15 protein-coding genes and 1 pseudogene are annotated in these 19,092 nt (G+C 50.4%); all 16 read left to right on the forward strand.

What is annotated here, in order from left to right:
• Window positions 1-7: 7 nt before the first annotated feature.
• The 16 genes and pseudogenes from GBK04_RS06650 (at window position 8) to GBK04_RS06720 (ending at window position 19,088) form a co-directional block, all read left to right on the forward strand.
• Window positions 8-463 carry an STN domain-containing protein gene (locus GBK04_RS06650; protein WP_152757991.1) on the forward strand — a complete coding sequence of 152 codons (456 nt, stop codon included), beginning with the start codon at window positions 8-10 and terminating at the stop codon, window positions 461-463.
• A complete protein-coding gene (locus tag GBK04_RS06655) occupies window positions 460-3,447 on the forward strand; it encodes a SusC/RagA family TonB-linked outer membrane protein (protein WP_373330771.1) in 2,988 nt (995 codons plus the stop codon). Before GBK04_RS06650 ends, GBK04_RS06655 begins: the two co-directional genes overlap by 4 nt.
• Window positions 3,448-3,451: 4 nt before the next feature.
• Entirely contained in the window at window positions 3,452-4,402 is a 951-nt protein-coding gene (locus GBK04_RS30395; RefSeq protein WP_373330772.1) for a RagB/SusD family nutrient uptake outer membrane protein, read from the forward strand.
• A 29-nt stretch (window positions 4,403-4,431) separates the two neighbouring features.
• A complete protein-coding gene (locus tag GBK04_RS30400) occupies window positions 4,432-4,998 on the forward strand; it encodes a RagB/SusD family nutrient uptake outer membrane protein (protein ID WP_373330773.1) in 567 nt (188 codons plus the stop codon).
• Between the two features lie 42 nt (window positions 4,999-5,040).
• Window positions 5,041-6,435, forward strand: coding sequence for a sulfatase family protein (locus GBK04_RS06665; RefSeq protein WP_152757995.1), 1,395 nt, complete (start codon window positions 5,041-5,043; stop codon window positions 6,433-6,435).
• 182 nt (window positions 6,436-6,617) lie between these two features.
• Window positions 6,618-6,821 (forward strand): hypothetical protein, encoded by a 204-nt coding sequence (locus GBK04_RS06670; RefSeq protein WP_152757997.1) that lies wholly within the window; start codon window positions 6,618-6,620, stop codon window positions 6,819-6,821.
• Window positions 6,818-7,657, forward strand: coding sequence for a sulfatase/phosphatase domain-containing protein (locus GBK04_RS06675; RefSeq protein WP_152757999.1), 840 nt, complete (start codon window positions 6,818-6,820; stop codon window positions 7,655-7,657). Before GBK04_RS06670 ends, GBK04_RS06675 begins: the two co-directional genes overlap by 4 nt.
• Window positions 7,658-7,798: 141 nt before the next feature.
• Window positions 7,799-8,131: pseudogene (locus GBK04_RS06680) on the forward strand (DUF1553 domain-containing protein); the annotation flags it as partial.
• Between the two features lie 362 nt (window positions 8,132-8,493).
• Window positions 8,494-8,784 (forward strand): hypothetical protein, encoded by a 291-nt coding sequence (locus GBK04_RS06685; RefSeq protein ID WP_152758003.1) that lies wholly within the window; start codon window positions 8,494-8,496, stop codon window positions 8,782-8,784.
• 665 nt (window positions 8,785-9,449) lie between these two features.
• A complete protein-coding gene (locus GBK04_RS06690) occupies window positions 9,450-10,007 on the forward strand; it encodes a helix-turn-helix domain-containing protein (protein ID WP_152758005.1) in 558 nt (185 codons plus the stop codon).
• 760 nt (window positions 10,008-10,767) lie between these two features.
• Complete coding sequence (locus GBK04_RS06695) at window positions 10,768-11,808, forward strand: ice-binding family protein (protein ID WP_373330774.1); 1,041 nt, start codon at window positions 10,768-10,770, stop codon at window positions 11,806-11,808.
• A gap of 22 nt (window positions 11,809-11,830) precedes the next feature.
• On the forward strand, window positions 11,831-12,871 hold the full coding sequence (locus GBK04_RS06700; RefSeq protein WP_152758009.1) for a T9SS type A sorting domain-containing protein: 1,041 nt from the start codon (window positions 11,831-11,833) through the stop codon (window positions 12,869-12,871).
• Between the two features lie 53 nt (window positions 12,872-12,924).
• The gene (locus tag GBK04_RS06705) at window positions 12,925-13,071 is read left to right on the forward strand and encodes a lasso RiPP family leader peptide-containing protein (protein WP_152758011.1); all 147 of its coding nucleotides are present in this window, start codon (window positions 12,925-12,927) and stop codon (window positions 13,069-13,071) included.
• Between the two features lie 605 nt (window positions 13,072-13,676).
• On the forward strand, window positions 13,677-14,297 hold the full coding sequence (locus GBK04_RS06710; RefSeq protein ID WP_152758013.1) for an RNA polymerase sigma factor: 621 nt from the start codon (window positions 13,677-13,679) through the stop codon (window positions 14,295-14,297).
• A 67-nt stretch (window positions 14,298-14,364) separates the two neighbouring features.
• Window positions 14,365-15,474 (forward strand): FecR family protein, encoded by a 1,110-nt coding sequence (locus tag GBK04_RS06715; RefSeq protein ID WP_152758015.1) that lies wholly within the window; start codon window positions 14,365-14,367, stop codon window positions 15,472-15,474.
• A gap of 176 nt (window positions 15,475-15,650) precedes the next feature.
• Window positions 15,651-19,088: a TonB-dependent receptor gene (locus tag GBK04_RS06720; RefSeq protein ID WP_373330775.1), complete on the forward strand. Its 3,438-nt coding sequence runs from the start codon at window positions 15,651-15,653 to the stop codon at window positions 19,086-19,088.
• The last annotated feature ends 4 nt before the right edge of the window (window positions 19,089-19,092 follow it).

A 19,092-nucleotide genomic window follows, 5' to 3' on the forward strand; every position in this document is an offset into this window, starting at 1 on the left:
ATGACCGATGAAAACAAACTTTACTTTCCTGCTGGGCGGCCTCTGGCTTCTGACCGTCCAAGCGGGGTGCGCCCAGGCCCTGGCCAAAGCGATGCTTACAGAAGAGCAGAACAAGGAAAACGTCCGTGAGGAGGTCACCGTACAGTCCTTAAAAAAGGCACTGACTGAAATCGAATCACACTACGGGGTCAACATTCTGGCCGACGCTCAGCTGCTGGAAGGCAAAACCGGCACATTCAGGTCAGCTGACAACCAGGAAGAGGCCCTGCGTTTGATTTTGAAACCCCACGGTCTGGTGTATGAAAAAATCGACGGCCGTACCTTCGTCATCATCGCCAGAAACAAAGGGGCGCGTGAACCCAAACGTGCCGCCCCGGGCAAGCCAGATGAATCCAACGAGAAGCGTAACAAGGTACCCCCCGGCAGCAGGCTTCGCTGGACCGCACGATATCGGGCCAGGTGACCGACGAGAAGAGCGAAGGTCTGCCGGGCGTCAATGTGGTGGTGAAAGGGACCAACCGGGGTACCTCCACGGATGTCAACGGGCGCTATGAGCTGCTGATACCCGACGAAGAAGTGACGCTGGTATTCAGCTCAGTGGGTTTCGTTTCTCAGGAACTGAACCCCGGAAACCGCAGCACCATCGATATCCAGTTGGTGACGGATAGCAAATCGCTCAGCGAGGTAGTCGTGGTCGGCTATGGCAGTCAGCAGAAAGTCAACCTTACGGGCGCGATATCCGTGGTGAAGTTCGATGATAAAATCAATAACCGCCCCATTACCAACTCCTCGCAGGCACTGGGAGGTACCGCCTCGGGGGTATGGGTGAGCCAGAACTCAGGAAAGCCCGGCAGCGATGGCGCGCAGATCCGGGTGCGGGGCTGGGGTACCCTCAACAACTCCAATCCGCTCATCATCATCGACGGGGTGGAAGGCTCCTTTGACCAGTTGAATCCCTCCGACATTGAATCCATTTCGGTACTGAAAGATGCGGCCAGCGCGGCCATCTTCGGATCCAAAGCGGCTAACGGAGTGGTACTGGTCACAACCCGGATGGGCAAGAATAACGAAAAAGCGCAGGTGAATATCAACTCCTACGTAGGTGTCCAGACGCTGGGCATGCATTACGACTTGATCAATAACAGCGCCGAACACATGAAACTGACCAATATGGCGCTGATGAATGACGGCGGGAGCCAGCTGTTTTCCGACGAGTTGATTTCGGCTTTTAATACCGGTACGAATCAGTATAAGTACCCAAACACGGACTGGTTTAAGGAACTGTACAAACCGGCTCTGATCCACGAGCATAATGTGTCGGTGAAGGGCGGTACCGCCCAAACGTCCTCCTACATTTCGTTCAACTACCTGAACCAGCAGGGGATGATTCCCAACACCAGCTCGCAGCGGTACGGTCTTCGGGCCAATCTGGAATCCAATGTCAATAACTGGTTCAAGGTAATCGGCCGATTGAGCTACCTCAACCGGAGTTCCCGGGAACCCTACGCCGACATTACCTACGGTTCGCTGGGCCGGGTATTTGAAATGCTGGGAGGCGCGGCCCCCTACATTGCGCCCTACACGGAGGATGGCCGGTTTGGTTCGGTCCAGGCAATCGGGGCCGATGGTACTTTGCTGTACGATAACCGGAATCCGCTCATTGACGCCGCCAACGGGCGGACTGAAACCCAGGACAATGTATTCACGATCAATTCAACGGCCGAAATCAAATTCAACAAGAATCTGACGTCCCGGACCACCTTCGCCACCAACGGTACCTGGAGCCTGGTAGACCGGCACAATACGAGTGTATTTGGCTATACAGATACGGGCATCGAGACCATTACCAAGAATTACAACCGCGAGGGTCTGGAAATCAACCGGGGCCATACGTCGAACCTGAACACGAACCTGTTCTCGACGCTGAATTACAACCAGACTTTCGGCACCAGGCACGTAGTTTCGGCCATCGCCGGTATTCAGCTGGAGTCCAACAAAATCCAGACCCTGTACGCGCGCCGTACCAGCCCTCCCAAGGAAGGCCTCACACAGGTCGATGCAGGTACCTCGGGTATTCAGGGGACGGGTAACATGAACCGGTTGCGGATCTTTTCCTATTTCGGACGACTGAATTACGCCTTCGACCAGAAGTACCTCTTTGAGGCCAATCTGCGGGCCGATGCTTCATCGCGCTTCAAAGAGGGCAACCGATTGGGTATCTTCCCCGGATTTTCGGCCGGCTGGCGCATTTCGGACGAGGCCTTCATGCAGGATGTGCGGGCTCTCTCCAACCTCAAGCTGCGTGCCTCCTGGGGTAAACTCGGCAACCAGAATATCGCTGACTACTGGCCCTACCTGACCATCATCAACCAGAACAATGACCTCAGCTACAATTACGGAGGCAAGCTGGCGCCGGGAGCGGCGGTCACCTCGCTGATTGATGAAAATATCACGTGGGAAACCACCTCTACTCTGGATTTTGGGCTGGAAATGGGCTTGTTCAACGATAAAATCACGGTGGAAGCCGACTACTTCCGGAAGACCACCGATAATATCATCGTCCAGCTTCCCATTCCGCTGGTGTTGGGTGGACTAACGCCCCCCTTCGAGAACGAAGGTCAAATGAAGAACAACGGGTTCGAATTTATCGTCAACTACAACAACCAGCGTTCGGATCAAAATCAGGTAGGCTTCAACATGGGCCTCAATTTTACTTACATCGACAACCAGGTGACCCGGTTCGGGACCGGCCGCTCTCCGGACCAGCTGTATCTGATTCGGCAGGGGTACTCTTTCCGGGAATTGTACGGCTACAAGGCCATCGGCATTTACCAGACCGACGAGGAAGCCCTACAGCACATGTCGGCCAACGGGTTCAAACCCAAAGCTGGAAACCTGAAATTTGAAGACGTCAACAACGACGGAAAATTAGGGTTCGAGGACAAGCAACCGTTGGGAAACACAATTCCCAAACTGACGTTTGGCCTGTCGCCGAGCCTGAAATACAAACGCTTCGATCTGAACGTGCTCATGCAGGGGATTCTGGGGGTCAATATGTTCACGCAGAATAATTTTACCAGCCTTTCCTTCGAGAATCGGGTTATCGCTACCAGCTGGCTCGATGCCTGGACCCCACAGAATACCGATACGGACATCCCCGCCGTCCGCTTTAACAGCACCTGGGACAATTCGCAATCGTCCTTCTGGGTCAATAAGGCCGACTTCATCAAAGTCAAGAACATTCAGTTGGGCTACGCCCTGCCCGAAAAAGTTTCCACCAAATACGGTTTGAAGCGAACCTATTTTTACCTGAATGCCCAAAACGTGTTCACGCTGGTGAATGGCAAGTACCAGGGCTACGATCCCGAAAGAAACACGTTTGATTCGGGATACAATGTGTACCCTGTTCCCCGGATTTTTTCATTTGGCGCTAACCTTACCTTTTAAGACCATGAAACTCAAACCTATCTTTCTACTAGTCTTACTTTTCTGTCAGGGTTGTTCAGACCAGTATCTGGACGTATTTCCGGAAGACAAAATCACGAAAGCCAATTTCCCCCAGAATGAGGCCGATGTAAAACTGGCTCTGAATGGGGTCTATGCCTTGCTGCGGGAAAAATCAATCTACGACGAGGGCCTTTTTGGGTTTGGAGCCTTGGACGGCGCCACTCCCAATGGATTCAACTGGGGCAACACGTCCATTGCCAAAATCGGCAACGGACAACTTTCTTCCCAGGATGCGCAGATGATTACCTTCCGCTGGACCCGATGCTACGCCATCGTTTTCAGGGCCAATTATCTGATGAGTGCCCTCGAGGAGGTCGAGTTGGCCGATAAAACCAAAGCTACATACCTGGGCGAGGCGCATTTCTTGCGGGGACTGGCCTACTCTCTGCTGGTGGACAGCTACGGGGGCGTCCCATTAATTCTGGAAGCCGTGACGGCGAATGAGGCCCGCAACCTCAGCCGAGCCACTAAGGATGAAGTGTGGAACCAAGTGATTGCCGACTATGATGTGGCTATTCAGAATTTGTCCGAAAAAGCACCGGAAGTAGGCCGGGCCGATAAAGGGGCTGCCCTGGGGATGAAAATGCGGGCCTATCTGTACCAGAACAAATACGATAAGGTGCTGGAAGTGATCGACCAGATCGAAGCCCTGAAAAAGTATGCGCTTTTCCCGAGTTACGAAGGGCTCTTCAAACAAGAGAACGAGAACAACAAGGAGGTGATTTTTGATATTCAGTACATCTCCGGCGAGAATTCCCAGGGTACCTTCATTGATCAGTATTGTGGTACCGGGACGGGTAGCTTTACCCGCGGTTCCCGGTACGTGCCCACGGATGATCTGGTAAGTGCCTACGAAACTCTGGACGGTTCGGCGCCAGACCCCCAGAACCCCTGAAAAACCGGGATCCGAGGCTTGGATTTACCGTGGTCCTGCCTGGTACCTACATATTAGGTTTCCAGTTTCCCAATTATCTGTATCCCGGTGGCGCTTTCAACCATCCTGGCAACCGGTTGAAGCACTTGAGTACCCGGAAATACCGCGAAAACCAGATGAGTTCGCTCCCTCCTTCGGGCCAGTCCAATATGAATAATATCGTGCTGCGGTATGCCGATGTACTGTTGTCCAAAGCAGAGGCACTGATCGAAACGAACAAAAATCTGGACGAAGCCATTGCACTGATCAACCGAATCCGGACGGAGCGGAATGATGTCAAGCTACCTCCCATTCCCACCGGTCTTTCGCAGAGTGAGGCCCGCACGCGGTTGCGCAAGGAAAGAAGAATTGAATTTGCTCTGGAAGGTCTCTACTGGTTCGACATCAAGCGTTGGAATATCGGCAAGCAGCTTTATCCCCTAGTGATCAGGGATCACCTGGGCGGGGTTATCGAAACCAAATTTCCGAATGGGTACCTTGAGTACTACAATCTTTTGCCCATACCCGTGAGTGAACTCTCCCTCAATCCCAATCTGGTACAAAATCCGGGCTGGTAATGAGCTAAATTGATACATGCCCCAACCTAAAATTCAGGCCTTATGCACAAACTATTCAAAATCTATCCGCTACTCCGGATACAACAACGCGCTACCCTAGCGCTGGCCGGACTGGCATTCTTCCTCTTTTTCGCCGGACCTTCCGAAGGGAAAAGCCCAGCCAAGGATAAGCCTAATATCGTATTTATTCTGGCCGATGACTTGGGGTACGCCGATTTGAGTTGCTATGGTGCCAAAGAAATAAAAACACCTAATCTGGATAAGTTGGCCTCCCAAGGCGTGCGGTTTACTGATTTCTATGCCCCAGCGGGTGTCTGCACGCCCACCCGGGCCAGCCTGATGACGGGCAGCTACCCCAAGCGGGTAGGCCTGCACGTGGCCGTGTTGCCCCCGGATACCCACAGCGGATTGAATCCCAATGAAAAAACCATTGCGGAACTCCTGAAAGAACAGGGCTACACCACCGGTGCCATCGGCAAATGGCACCTGGGGCTACTACCCGAGGTGAAGCCGAACGCGCAGGGATTTGACTACTATTACGGGATGCCTGGGCCCAACCACGGGCGCTCAGACCTGTATCGTAATACTGAGCTTTTGAAAAAGAACAGCGAGGTGGAATACGATCAGATCACGCAGAACTATACGAAAGAGGCGGTTGCTTTCATACGCGAAAACAAGGAAAAGCCCTTTTTTCTGTACATGGCCCATAGCGCCATTCACATTCCGTTGTTTGCATCCAAAGAATTCCGGCGCCACGAAGGTACCACCGGACTTTATCGGGACATGACCGAAGAGCTGGACTGGAGCTGCGGTGAAATATTGAAAGAACTCGAAGCCACCGGCATCATGGAAAATACCATTGTCGTCTTCACCTCCGACAATGGTCCCTCGGGCGTGGCGGCTCCGCCGCTGCATGGTGGTAAGGGCAGCAGTTGGGAGGCGGGCTTCCGGGTGCCGCTCATTGTGCGTTGGCCGGGCCATATTCCGGCCGGCAGCGTTACCGGAGAGTTAGCCACCATGATGGATTTTTACCCCACGCTGGCCAAACTCACCGGCGCTCAGGTACCCGCAGATCGCAAGATCGATGGTCATGATATTTTCCCGCTCATGACCCGCAAAAAAGCCAAATCTCCCTACGATTTTCTGTGTTACTACGGCCGGACGGGACAGTTGTACGCCATTCGAAAGGGAAAATGGAAGCTTCATTTTCTGGCACCCGATGAGAAGTGGGCGGGCAAGCAGCCTGTGCAGGAAGCCCTGCTGGATACAAAACCGGCTACGCCCCTGCCTTGGCTTTATGACCTTTCCACGGATATCGGGGAAACCAAAAACCGCGCCGCGGACAACTCTAAAATAGTTGCGCAACTGACCGCCGCCGCTCAGGCTTTCGATACCGTCCTGACCGCGGAAATCAGGCCGGCTTACGTGGAGAAATGAAAACAACCGGTACGTAGAAAATCAGAGCTGCTACTATTTTGGACAGCATTGCCTTCAAAGCGCTCGTATCCTGGCGGTTAACCCTTCACAAAAGCATCCAGACTACAGGTAAATATCCTCGGACTGAATCTTTTACGTGTACTGATGACCGGTGCTACTTTATTATCCTAAATCCTTTCCCTATGAAAAACCTTTTACTCCCGCATGTGCCGCCGCGACAAAAAACGGCACGTATGCTGTCTCTGGTATTAATGGCTTGGGCCGTCGTCCTGACGCATGTTCCGGCCCGCGCCGCCGATGAATTGGTTCAACCGGGTTCTGACCTTCAACCTACCGTAACCCTGCAAATTTTGTCGGGCGATTTGCGGCCCATGAGCAGGATATGACCATTGACAAAACCATGCGCATGAAGGAAGACCTGAAGGTTCTTCCGAATTACGAGAAAGGGTTTCTTTTCAGGCGGTTTAATCCCGAGCAGAAAAAGGTGTTTAAGGCTTACTACGACCGGATCGCCCAAGAACCGGAAGCGAAGCACCTGACCGGTAAGGCGCTCGTCGAATGGAAATTCCAGAGGTACCTCAAGGACTACTACGCCACCGCCAATGGGCTGGACCGTAATATCGGCAAATTACTGGACTACCTGGATACATCCGGACTAGCCAAAAACACGATCGTTATCTACGCCTCGGACCAGGGATTTTACCTGGGCGAACACGGCTGGTTCGACAAGCGGTTCATCTACGAAGAATCCATGAAGACCCCGTTGCTGGTGCGATACCCCGGTGTGGTCAAACCAGGTACCAAAGTGGATGAGCTGGTTTTGAATATCGACTGGGCGCCAACCGTACTGGATATGGCAGGTGCCAAAATTCCAACCGACATGCAGGGGCAATCATTTCTGCCGCTGTTGAAAGCCCCACAATCCGCCAAGGTACCCTGGCGGAAGGAAGTGTACTATCATTATTATGAGTTTCCACAGCCCCACCACGTGTATCCGCATTTTGGCATCCGCACCAACCGGTATAAGCTTGCCTACTTTTACGGAGGAGCTGATTCGTGGGAATTATTCGATCTTCAAAAGGACCCGCAGGAAATGGCCAATATCTACGGGAAGCCGGGTACGGAGAAAATCGCCACTGATCTGAAAGCTATGTTGAAAAAGCTCATGGAGGAATACAAGGACGAGGAGGCTTTGAAAACATTAGCCTCAGTCCGAAGGTAGAAAAGTCTTTGGGATTGGGGATTTTATGGATATTGATGGGATGCAAAACCAACTCTATTTACTGACTGCCTTTCTGGGAACGCTGATTCTGGTGGTGGCCCGTGCTTCCAGAAGAACAGCTTCTTCAAAAAGAACAACACGCCGCTGCTGGCATTGGTGATGATGAACGACCCGACGGTGCTGGAGGCCTCGCGGGTGCTGGCCCAGAATCTGATGCAGGAGAAAAGCCCAGCGCAGGAGAAGATCACCAAGGCCTTCCGCCGGATCGTCTGCCGTAAACCAACCGAGAAGGAGACGGCAATCCTGAAGGGGTACTTCGAAGGACAGATGGCACTTTTCAGGCAAAAGAAGCTCAACGCCAGCAAGTTACTCGACGTGGGCGAGTACCCGCAGGCTAAGATCGCCGGCCGGGCGGCGCTCATGCAGGTCATCGAGACGATTTACAACATGGAAGAAACCATTACCAAAACCTGAATAGGAAGAACCGGTCTTTAAACGACCATTCCTCATGGTCCCCATTTAGTTGTGAACGATGGCTGCCTTCCTTATGTGAAGCTAGTGCCTCCCTGAATACACTGATATACCCAGATCTGGAGGAAACAAATTCTGCACTGTGCTCATGCTCTATAATTTGCCCTAAGTTTCAACCCTCCAACTCATGATACCCATATCTTTCCAGAAAAGACAGGACAGATTCCTACCGCAAAAGAAATCTCATCAAGGCATATAAAATTTAATTACTATTGGATACATGTTATTGAATATAACTATAAGTACCGATACTTGTTACTTTTTTATTATCTTTATTCTTTGGTAATTCCCTTATGCACCACGGAATGAAAATTGCCTATTATCTAGAGCCTGATCAAAAGGAAAATTTATTCTGTTGCATTAAGGAGGGCGAGACCCGCGTTTCTTTTCCGATAGGATATACGGTTTCTACGGAAGAGTGGCATGAACGGGAGGATGGTATTCCAATCTACGACCCCCAACACGCTACACTTATGAATTTCAAGGAATACTTGAGCAAACGGTATCATGAGTTGACAACACTCGAAATGTCTACTGCCGTTATTCTTGAGACCCTAAGAAAAGAAGCAGAGCACCTTTTGACGCGGCGTGTGTAGCTGGCAGAGGTTGAAGAAAAGGATAGTACTAGTCCTTATTTTAAGGCTTCGAATGCATTCATTTAACCTAAGAACCTGGTTTCTTTAGTGTTTATCGATCGGGCCAAGCCAAATTCTTTTTCTTTATAGGTGCAATACAAATGAGTTAGGAGGAATAGTAAGGATTTGAGCCAGTTAAAAAATCTTAATTTGATTATGACACTCGAAAGAGCACATTGCAAAATTTAAATTTGTGTGACTATTCTTTACAATCGACTGATTATTAGTCAATTGAAGATATTTTAAATTTGGCTACCAAAAGAATATTGCAATCATTTGACCGTTTTTGGTAAACTTTCTCTCTACACCTTCGGGCAACCCATCTTAGGTAATACAGGCATGAGCTAACTGGGACCTGATTCGCTGATAGTCAATTAGTTGTAGTACAAATTGGTATTAATCTAAAAAACTTGTCGCATAAGGGAATATTGGCCGTAAACCCGTCATCGTACAATAATACATAGCATGATGTGGTATGAGCAATGATTTATATACGGCTTCTTGAGACTCTACGCTACCTCCGGTGTCAACCATACTGTATTTGGCTCGATAATTGATAAAATATACTGAATCCTGAGACTGCGCTCAGATACCACCACCAAACACCACTACCTAGTGGGTACCTATTGAAAATCAACATCAAATATATGGTCAGTTCACGCTGTAAAGAAGTAGTTCAAACGGAATTGGACAAACAAGGCCTGCTCTACGGCCCGATTGATTTAGGGGAAGTAGAGATTATGGGTATTGTGAATGCTGAGCAGCGGAATCAATTGAAAGAATCTTTGCTGACCCATGGGCTAGAACTTATGGAGGATCCAAAAGCAATACTGATTGAAAAAATAAGGAATACCATTATCCAAGTGGTGCATCATTCAGATCAGCTTCCCAAAACCAATTTCTCCAACTACGTTAGCCAGAAACTCGGCTATGACTATACCTACCTGGCCAATCTCTTTTCATCAGTAACGGGCACTACGATTGAACAATATATCATCATCCATAAGATTGAACGGGTTAAGGAGCTACTATCATACGATGAATTGAATCTGACACAAATCTCCTATCAATTACAATACAGCAGTGTATCACACTTATCCAGTCAGTTCAAAAAGGTAACGGGACTGACTCCCAGCTACTTTAAGAAATCCAATTACAAAAGGGTTCCTCTAGAAGACTTATGAGGCCCTCAGTTGCCTGCCTGGAGGGGTACTGATCAAATCTAACATGTGCTTTAACTGAAGCCGTCTCCGACCGAATCGAATCCGTTTGTGCTATCCGGGCTGGCGCCCATCGCATCGGAGAGGATAATAGTCCGATGGAAAATACCTATAAATAGCTCAACTTAGCTTCCCTTTCTCAGGTCGATTTTGTAGACCTCCTCACGGCTATACAGGCACCTGTACTTCTAGCTACTCTGGGCAATCCTAGGGGTTAGCTGTTAAAAATGTGCATAACGCCTACTATATCAATGTGTCCGACTTAAATCAAGAAATGGTGATCGGTAAACTCCTAACAAATAACGATCTTTCCCTTATACAGATTCAGAGTTAAAATCAGGGACTCAGCTTTAAAAGAGGATAGCTTTACTAACGCTTTTACCAATCGCTTCTAGAGGATACCGCCGTGGGGTACTAAGCTTTCCTCTTGCTATCAATAAAGTTGTCAGTCTATCGGTCAATCACTTCGGCACACTCATATTTTCCACATCATTTCGACTACAATTGGCTAAATTAATTATTAGTTACATTTAATATGCTATATATGTGAATTCTATAACAATCATGTATTCTTATGTAACGATAATGACTACTATTAACCCGACCTTGTCAGGACTAATACAACAACATTTAAACATCAATAAAGATGAAGCCAATATTATTAGTTTTGACACTGTTCATTGCGTTTGCTTTTTCCCGTTTGAGTCTCGGTCAAGTCCCCAATTTGGGAACTGCTTCCAATTATGCCCTCTTTACGGTGGTCGGCGCCTTTTCTAACAACGGAGGTACTTTAGTAAAGGGAAATATCGGAACCAATTCGGGCGCACTCACGGGTTTCCCGCCAGGCGAAGTGATGGGAGAAACCCATGTAGCCAATGCATCCTCCCTTCAGACTGCCAATGATGTGACAGCCGCTTACGCCGAACTAACTGCTACAGGTTGCACAGCCCCGATCAGCGCCAGCATAGGGGGGCAGACTCTGACAGCAGGCGTATATTGCCAGAGCGGTTCTTCTGCTTCAGATTTGACGGGTGTTCTGACATTGGACGGGCAAGGAAACCCGAATGCCGTTTTTATCATTAAGCTAACGGGTGCACTTTCTACCGCTACTGGTTCTAGCATTGTACTGATCAACGGTGCTTCTTTTGAAAATGTATATTTTCAAGTGAATGGTGCCGTCAACTTGGGAATCGGTTCAGTTTTCAAGGGAACTATCCTAGCCAATGGAGCAATCAGTTTACTAACGGGTGCTTCGCTTCAAGGAAGAGCTCTATCAATCGCCGGAGAAATCAACCTGGATGCCAACAAAGTCAACGTTGCCCCGGATTTGACGCCCTCTATTTTCTCGAATGGTGCCACCTATAACGCCAATGAGCAGAAGGACGTCGTGCTTGTCATCTATAATATTGGCCCAGTTGCAACCACCAGTCCGGTAACTTTTGAGTTCAACAAACTAACCCCCTCATTCACCACCTCAATCAATTCCACCGCTACCACTGCAACAGTAACAGGCAATGGTAGCGTGGATAATACAGAATGGACATTTACGGAGCAAGCCACACGCTATGTAGTGACTCTGAAAGATGGCTTCTCGATTTCGGCAGGGGCCAACAAGAAAATTGTGATTCAGGTCACTGCGACCAATACTCCCAACGCAGCGGCTACCATCACGGCCAGGGTCTTCAACGGAACTGGTGGGGGCGAAACCCCAACCACCAACAACAGTGCCGTGTATCGGATAAGTATTAACGATTCAAACAATTAATTCACGTCTAACGAAAACCAACATGAGAAAGCGTATTTTAAATTATATGCGGCTGGCTGTGTTCATCAGCGCATTTGCCTCTGCGGGTGTTACTTTAGGGCAGGATGTGGTGGACCCGCAGATTGCCGCCATCCAGGTGGCACCGAACGCCATCCCCGTCGGAACAACGGCCACGGCCTCAGTAAACTTCTCCGTGGGGGGGCAGGGGGCCACCACCGCTCCGGTTGGTTCGGTTACTATTCAAGTCTCATTTCCGAACTCCTACAGGCCGGTACCCGAGGGCACTCCTACCATTACGCAGACCGTTCCGCTGTTTACCTTTACCTACGATGCGCTAAACCGTACGTTTAACGGGACAAACAGCGTAGCTCTGGCACCGGGGGATGGTACTCAGATCGACATTACTGTCGGGGGGTACACGGCTACGGCCAGCGCGACCACCGTGGCCAACCTTTCGTACGCCCCCCAGCCCCCAGGCAACATTACCGAGAATGACAACCGCTCGACCACGGCCAGCGTCACAGGGGCGCCGAATCCCGTCTCCCTGATCAGCTTCACCGCCCAGAAGGAAGCCCAGACAGCCGTGCTCAGCTGGAGCACGGCCGAGGAGATCAACAGTGACCGCTTCGAGGTGGAACACAGCCTCAACGGCAAGAACTGGCGGATGATCGGCAGCGTGGCCGCCAGAGGCAACAGCAGCAGCACGCAGTGGTACACCTTCACGGACGCCGACCCGGCCGACGGCTCCAACCTCTACCGGCTGCGGATGGTCGACCGCGACGGTACCTTCGATTATACCCGCGCCAGGAGCCTGGAATTCGACATCAGGCTCGAGACGGCGCTCTACCCCAACCCTGTATCCGAACGCCTGCTGCTGAAAGCAGGCGACCTGAGCCAGATCCGCCGGGTGGAGCTCTACAATGCGTCTGGGAAAAGCGTGCTGGAGTCGGAGGCGATTACCGCCAGCGGCATCGATGTGAAGGGCCTGCCTACCGGCTTCTATGTGGTCAGGGTCACGCGTACCAACGGCAGCACGGACACATTCAAGGTCCTCAAGCAGTAGGGTACCCCATACGCAGCTGTCAATCCCATTCATCTCCTAAAACAGAAATTCCCATGAACGCATATACATCCAATAACGCAACGACGCCCGGGGGCAAGAAGTCATACGTGAAGCCGACGCTGAAGAAGATCGGCTCGGTGGCCAGGCTCACGCTGAAAGGTGGCTCGCAAGCCGATGCTTTCTCTAACTACAGTCAGTAGTAGATTTTAATGAATTCTTGTAAATGAGAGCTCTTACTGGTACCTCATGTTTAATGGTCGCTAAAACCAACGAAATTGATACCGTCCAGAAGTTGGCGCTGTGAAGCATATCTAATTGAAACCCCTTTGTCAAAAAGCTACCTTCCACATCCGGCGCATAGGGCCTTTCCTGTATTATTTTCTCTATTTACGACAACCCGACTTTCTCGTAGCCTCATAATACGTCTCGGTTCAATGGCTGGCAGAAACAATGCTCTACCTCAATTCCTCATTTGTCCCGGTTTTTCCAATGAAATTACGGAGGTCGAGAACCTACCTTCATCGACTGACTCGCAACTACTTAAAGGACAGCACTAATCGATCCCCAAGACCTGGCGAAAGCACAAACGGAGTAAAGTCGGGATCAATGTGCGAATGACAGGTACCGCTTACCTATTTCCGCAGGTACCATAGGGGTTCTTATCTTCTTAAAAATATTGCCAGGGCGAAAGGGAGAGGCATTTTTCATTTGCTTCACGGCTGTCTTGGTGGTCATTGGTAGTTTTGTGTGAAGTCTCGCTTTTAATCAGGACACTTTTTTCTGCCCTCTTTTCCGAGTCATCGCATTGGCTACCCTACCCCAAAAACCCGGCCTGACGCAGGCAGAAGATTCTGAACTCTGGAAAGCGTTCCGAGGGGGAGATCGCGTGGCTTTTGGCCAAATCTATGACCTGTACATTCAGGAACTTCTCTCGTACGGCTACCGCATTACCAACGACCGCCAACTGATTCGCGACAGCATTCAGGATCTTTTTCTCTACTTGTGGGCGCAACGCGAGAACCTTTCCCCTACCGATTCCATTAAATTCTACTTGTACCGCTCGCTACGGAACCGCATCCTCCGCAACACGGAAAAATCATCCAGACTGGCCACCGACGTACACCTGATCCCTGAACACATCTCAGGTGACCTACCCTTTGAAAGCGCGTGGATGGCGGAGGAAAAGCAGGCGGAACAGGCCGATAAGCTACGCGCTGCCATTGCCCGCCTGCCCAAACGGCAGCAGGAAGTAATTCAGCTGCGCTATTATCACGATTTCAACGCCGAGGAAATAGCCAAACTTTTGGAAATCAACAATCAATCTGTACGAAATCTGCTGCACCAGGCCATTGGTCGGTTGCGTGATTTCTTTGGGGAAGGATTCTTCCTTTTCGCTCTTCTCGCTGGTTTTTTCCAAAAACTTTAAATTTTTTTGACAAAAAACAGTACAAAAAGACTTTCTCCCGATTTAGGGGGCAAGAACGACTTGTACTATGTTTCAAAAATACGCCTCCTTCCAGACCGCCGACTTTGTGGCCGATACCGATTTCATCGAGTGGGTTCGTCGGCCAACAGCAGCCTCCAACCAATTTTGGCAGGAGTACCTGGAAGTATTTCCCCACCAGCACCCGGCTTTGCAGCAAGCCCGGCAAGCGGTTCAGTTACTGATCCAGGAAGGCAGAGCGATCCCACCCGCTTCGAAGGAGGCGGAGCAAATCTGGGATTCTATCGAGGAAAGCCTGAATTTTATACCGATTCGCCGGATTGGGTTTCTGGCCCAAGGCTGGCAACGCTGGGCGGCGGCCGCTGCAGTGGTACTGACGTTGGGCGTGGGATGGTACTTTGCTAGTTCTTCAAAATCGAGTATGCCTGAGTCTTACCAAACCCTTGTGGAAGAAGCCGAGACGATCCAGCCTTTGGTGGAGGTCGTCAATAAGTCAGAGAAGCCGCGCGTGGTCAACCTCCCCGATGGTAGTGTCATCACCCTCGAGAAAGACAGCCGGGTAAGTTATGCCAAAGTTTTCGCGGGAAAAAATCGGGAAGTGTATCTAACTGGTGCTGCCTTTTTTGACGTAACCAAAAATCCTGAAAAACCCTTTCTGGTTTACTCCAATGAACTGGTAACCAAGGTACTGGGTACCAGCTTTCGAATCCAGGCCTTTGAACAGGATAAGAACATCGTCGTATCGGTAAAAACAGGCCGAGTATCGGTATATGCGCACAAATCTTCGCAACACCCCGATCCCGAAACAACGGGTATGCTTCTGACGCCCAACCAGGAAGTGCGTTTCACCCGCTCGGACGAACGCTTTAATCGAACGCTCGTAAAGAAGCCGGTCATATTGCTGAGTAAGGAGGAGATGCAGCAATTCTCATTTGAAGACGCTCCGGTAAGTCAGATTTTTGAAGCGTTGGAAAAAGTCTATGGCGTGGATATTGTCTTTGACGAGGAAGTGATTTCCAACTGCCGGCTGACAACTTCCCTCTCTGCTGAAACCCTATTTGAAAAATTAGAAGTGATTTGTGAAGGTATCGGGGCCACTTTCAAGGTAATGGATGCTCAGGTGGTGATTACCAGCAGGGGATGCGAAAAAATTGATTGAACTCTAAAATAGGATGCCCATGTAAAACAGCTTATTCTCCCTAATAAAAAACCGATGACGGTTCCAGCGTCATCGGCCTGTAAAGATTCCCTTTAAGGTACCTGTCAGTACTGGCCGCTTGTGACGGCCGGAGGGAATGTTTTTGCGTTGTCAAACCTCAAAAACATTGTAAAAAAATGAAAAAACCCTTACGAAACCAAGTAAAGTTATTGCAGCTCATGAAAATCACGCTCATTCAATTCTGCATTGCGGCGATTTTTGCGGGTGTTTCCCTGGCCCGGGATGCCGTGGCCCAGGAATTATTAAATCAGAAGATCAGCCTCAAAGCAGTCGATCAGAACCTCAAATCCGTGCTGTCGGACATCGAGTATAAGGCGGAAATACGGTTTACTTACCGTCCTCGCCTTATCCCGACTGATCAGACGATTACCCTTTCCCTCTCTAATGAATCACTCGGCGAAGTACTGGATAGAATACTGCTGCCATTAAAATTAAAATACCGGGTCATCGGTAAGGAAATCGTACTGAGTCAGCAGTCTAACTCGTACGCGACTCCGCAACCCTTCTCCACCATTTCGGTTGTGATACCTGATCGGCTCATCACCGGTACTATCACCGACGAAAAGGGACAGGGCCTGCCGGGCGTCAGCATCGTCTTGAAAGGTACCCAACGCGGTACCACCACCAACACGGATGGACGGTTTCAATTGACCCTGCCCGATCGCACGGATTCCCCTGAGATACTGGTATTCAGTTTTGTGGGGTATAAAACGCAGGAGATAAACATCGGTAGCCAATCGAACATTAATTTATCCTTGCAACCCGACGATACTACCCTGGATGAAATCGTGGTAGTAGGGTACGGCACCGAGCGCAAGGTCGACCTTACTGGCTCCGTAGTAAGCGTAAAGGCGGATCAAATCGCCAGCCGGCAATCCATTCAGCTTTCAGATGCCCTGCAAGGCGCGATTCCCGGCGTGACCGTGACCCGTAACAACAGCGCTCCCGGCGCTACCAGCACCATCCGCGTGCGGGGTATCACCACCTTCAACACCAACGACCCGCTGGTAATCATTGATGGTGTTCCCAGCGGGGGTATCAACGACATCAACCCCAATGACGTAGAGAGCATTTCGGTTCTAAAAGACGCTTCGGCGGCTTCCATTTACGGTTCGCGGGCGGCGGCGGGGGTAATCCTGGTCACGACCAAGCGGGGCATTGAGGGCAAGAAAACGCTTTCGTACACCTATGAGTTCGGCTCTAGTTCTCCAACCGCTCTGCCGGAATTTACGGATGCCAAGCGCTACATGGAGCTCTTCAACGAGCGGGAGGCCAATGATGGCCTGGGTACCCGCTTTAACCCGCAGACGGTGGCCAACTATGAACAGCTTCACGCTGAAAACCCGGATTTATATCCGAATACAAATTGGCAGGATGTGCTCCTGACTCAAACTCCGCAGCGCCACCGTCACAACCTTACTTTTTCAATTGGGAATAAATTCCTGCGTACGAATGCCTCCCTGAACTATGACACTGAAGATGCCCTCTATGTGAAAAGGGATTTCAGCCGTTATACGGCCCGCGTCAATAATGATTTTCTTTTCTCGGATAAATTGACCGCTTTCCTAGACCTCAGTTTTAAAAACAGCGTTTACAACTACCCGGGTGCTGACAATACCATTGCTTTTTCGCGCCGGTACCCCGGCATCTACGACGATCGCTACGAGGACGGCCGCTGGGCCACTGGCAAGGACGGAGAAAATGCGGCGGCCATACTGGTGGACGGGGGTACCCGCCGCGAAAACTACAATAAGCTTACCGGGCGCATCGGGCTGGAATTCAAGCCTTTCACCGGATTTTCAATCAAGGGAATTTTCTCACCTACCCTGGATTTTGACAAATCGAAGGAATTCAACAAAGTCGTCGAGTTGTCCGACCGAACCGATCCTAATCGAATTCTTTTTAAGACCCGGGCGCAGGATAAGCTCTCCGAAAACCGGGGCGAGCGGGTTTTGCTCAACAAACAACTGCTATTGACATACGACAAAACCCTGGGCGACCATACCATCAGTATTTTGGCGGGCTACGAGGATGTATCGGAAAAATACGAGAATCTGGCGGCTTCCCGCACGGGCTTTGCCATCAACTCCTTTCCCTACCTGAATCTGGGTAGCCAGGACCTGGTCACCAATGCGGGCTGGTCGTACGCCTACGGCCTCAACTCCTACTTTGGCCGCTTAAAGTACGATTACCAGAACAAGTACCTGGTTCAGGGCAACATCCGGGCCGACGGTTCATCGCGCTTTGCACCCGAAAACCGCTGGGGGTACTTTCCCTCGGTATCGGTGGGTTGGGTTGTATCGAACGAAAACTTTTTTAAGGAGGTCCGCCTGGTCAACTTGTTGAAAATCCGGGCTTCCTACGGTACATTGGGGAACGAGCGCGTGTCGGGCGATAACTCCGACGCTTTCAAGTGGTGGCCCTACCAGGCGCTGATCAATTTCCGCAATAGTCTGTTTTATCAAAATGGACAGCCCGTGTCCCTGCTCTCGGACTCACAGACCGACTATGCTGTCACGGACATTACTTGGGAAACTACCAAAACTTCCAACGTGGGGGTGGATCTCGGGCTTTTTAATAACCGCTTGAGTACCACTTTCGAGTACTATGTCAAGAATACCGACGACATTCTGATGCCCCTGGACATCCCGGATTACTTGGGTTTCGTCGATCCCGTCACGAATGTGGGGGCCATCCGGGTCAAGGGATGGGATTTCCAGATATCGTATCGTGACCGGATCGGTAAGCTGAACTACTCGGCCAGCTTCAACCTGTCCGATTCCAAAAGCACCGTCATTGACATCAACGGCCGAAATAACCTAACCCAAGCCAACGGCACACAGATCAGCCGCGAGGGTAACGAATTTTCTGAATGGTATGGGTATGAGTCGCCGGGGCTTTTCCTGACCCAGGAAGATCTGGACAACTCTCCCAAATTTACCACAACCAAACTGGGAGATGTGAAGTATGTGGACCAGTTGACGGTCGATACCGACGGGGATGGGGTACCCGACAAGGGCGACGGTATCATCAACGAGTTCGATAAAATTCCCTTGGGGGGCTCGCTGCCCCGTTATATTTTCGGCGGAAATATCAGCCTCAATTACGGCAATTTCGACTTTACCACCGTTTTCCAGGGAGTTGGCAAACAGACCGATCGGCTAAACGACTTCCAGGTGGCGCCATTCAGCGAAGACTACGGCAATGTACCTGCTTTCATTGACGGGCGCTCGTGGAGTACCAACAATACGGACGAGCAGAACCGTGCTGCCATCTACCCCCGGCTTTCCCGTACTTCGAGCGGTAATAATTACGCCGTGTCCAATTTCTGGTTTATTAATGCAGCCTACTTCCGCATCAAGAATATAGCCCTAGGCTATAATGTACCCGAAAACGTGGCCAGCAAAATGAAGCTGGGTGGCCTGCGGATCTACGTATCGTTACGGGACTATTTTGCGATTCACAACTACCCAAAAGGCTGGGACCCCGAAGGCAATGCCGCCAGCTATCCAGTCCTGAAATCATTCACAGCGGGTATTTCCATCAAACTTTAAGAAC

Source organism: Salmonirosea aquatica (assembly GCF_009296315.1).
GTDB lineage: Bacteria > Bacteroidota > Bacteroidia > Cytophagales > Spirosomataceae > Salmonirosea > Salmonirosea aquatica.

What these genes read in the sequence shown, in the direction of transcription:
- GBK04_RS06650 (WP_152757991.1), top strand. Translation starts at nt 8, where the DNA reads ATGAAAACAAACTTTACTTTCCTGCTGGGCGGCCTCTGGCTTCTGACC.
- GBK04_RS30395 (WP_373330772.1), top strand. Translation starts at nt 3,452, where the DNA reads ATGAAACTCAAACCTATCTTTCTACTAGTCTTACTTTTCTGTCAGGGT.
- GBK04_RS06665 (WP_152757995.1), top strand. Translation starts at nt 5,041, where the DNA reads ATGCACAAACTATTCAAAATCTATCCGCTACTCCGGATACAACAACGC.
- GBK04_RS06670 (WP_152757997.1), top strand. Translation starts at nt 6,618, where the DNA reads ATGAAAAACCTTTTACTCCCGCATGTGCCGCCGCGACAAAAAACGGCA.
- GBK04_RS06675 (WP_152757999.1), top strand. Translation starts at nt 6,818, where the DNA reads ATGACCATTGACAAAACCATGCGCATGAAGGAAGACCTGAAGGTTCTT.
- GBK04_RS06685 (WP_152758003.1), top strand. Translation starts at nt 8,494, where the DNA reads ATGAAAATTGCCTATTATCTAGAGCCTGATCAAAAGGAAAATTTATTC.
- GBK04_RS06700 (WP_152758009.1), top strand. Translation starts at nt 11,831, where the DNA reads ATGAGAAAGCGTATTTTAAATTATATGCGGCTGGCTGTGTTCATCAGC.
- GBK04_RS06705 (WP_152758011.1), top strand. Translation starts at nt 12,925, where the DNA reads ATGAACGCATATACATCCAATAACGCAACGACGCCCGGGGGCAAGAAG.
- GBK04_RS06715 (WP_152758015.1), top strand. Translation starts at nt 14,365, where the DNA reads ATGTTTCAAAAATACGCCTCCTTCCAGACCGCCGACTTTGTGGCCGAT.
- GBK04_RS06720 (WP_373330775.1), top strand. Translation starts at nt 15,651, where the DNA reads ATGAAAAAACCCTTACGAAACCAAGTAAAGTTATTGCAGCTCATGAAA.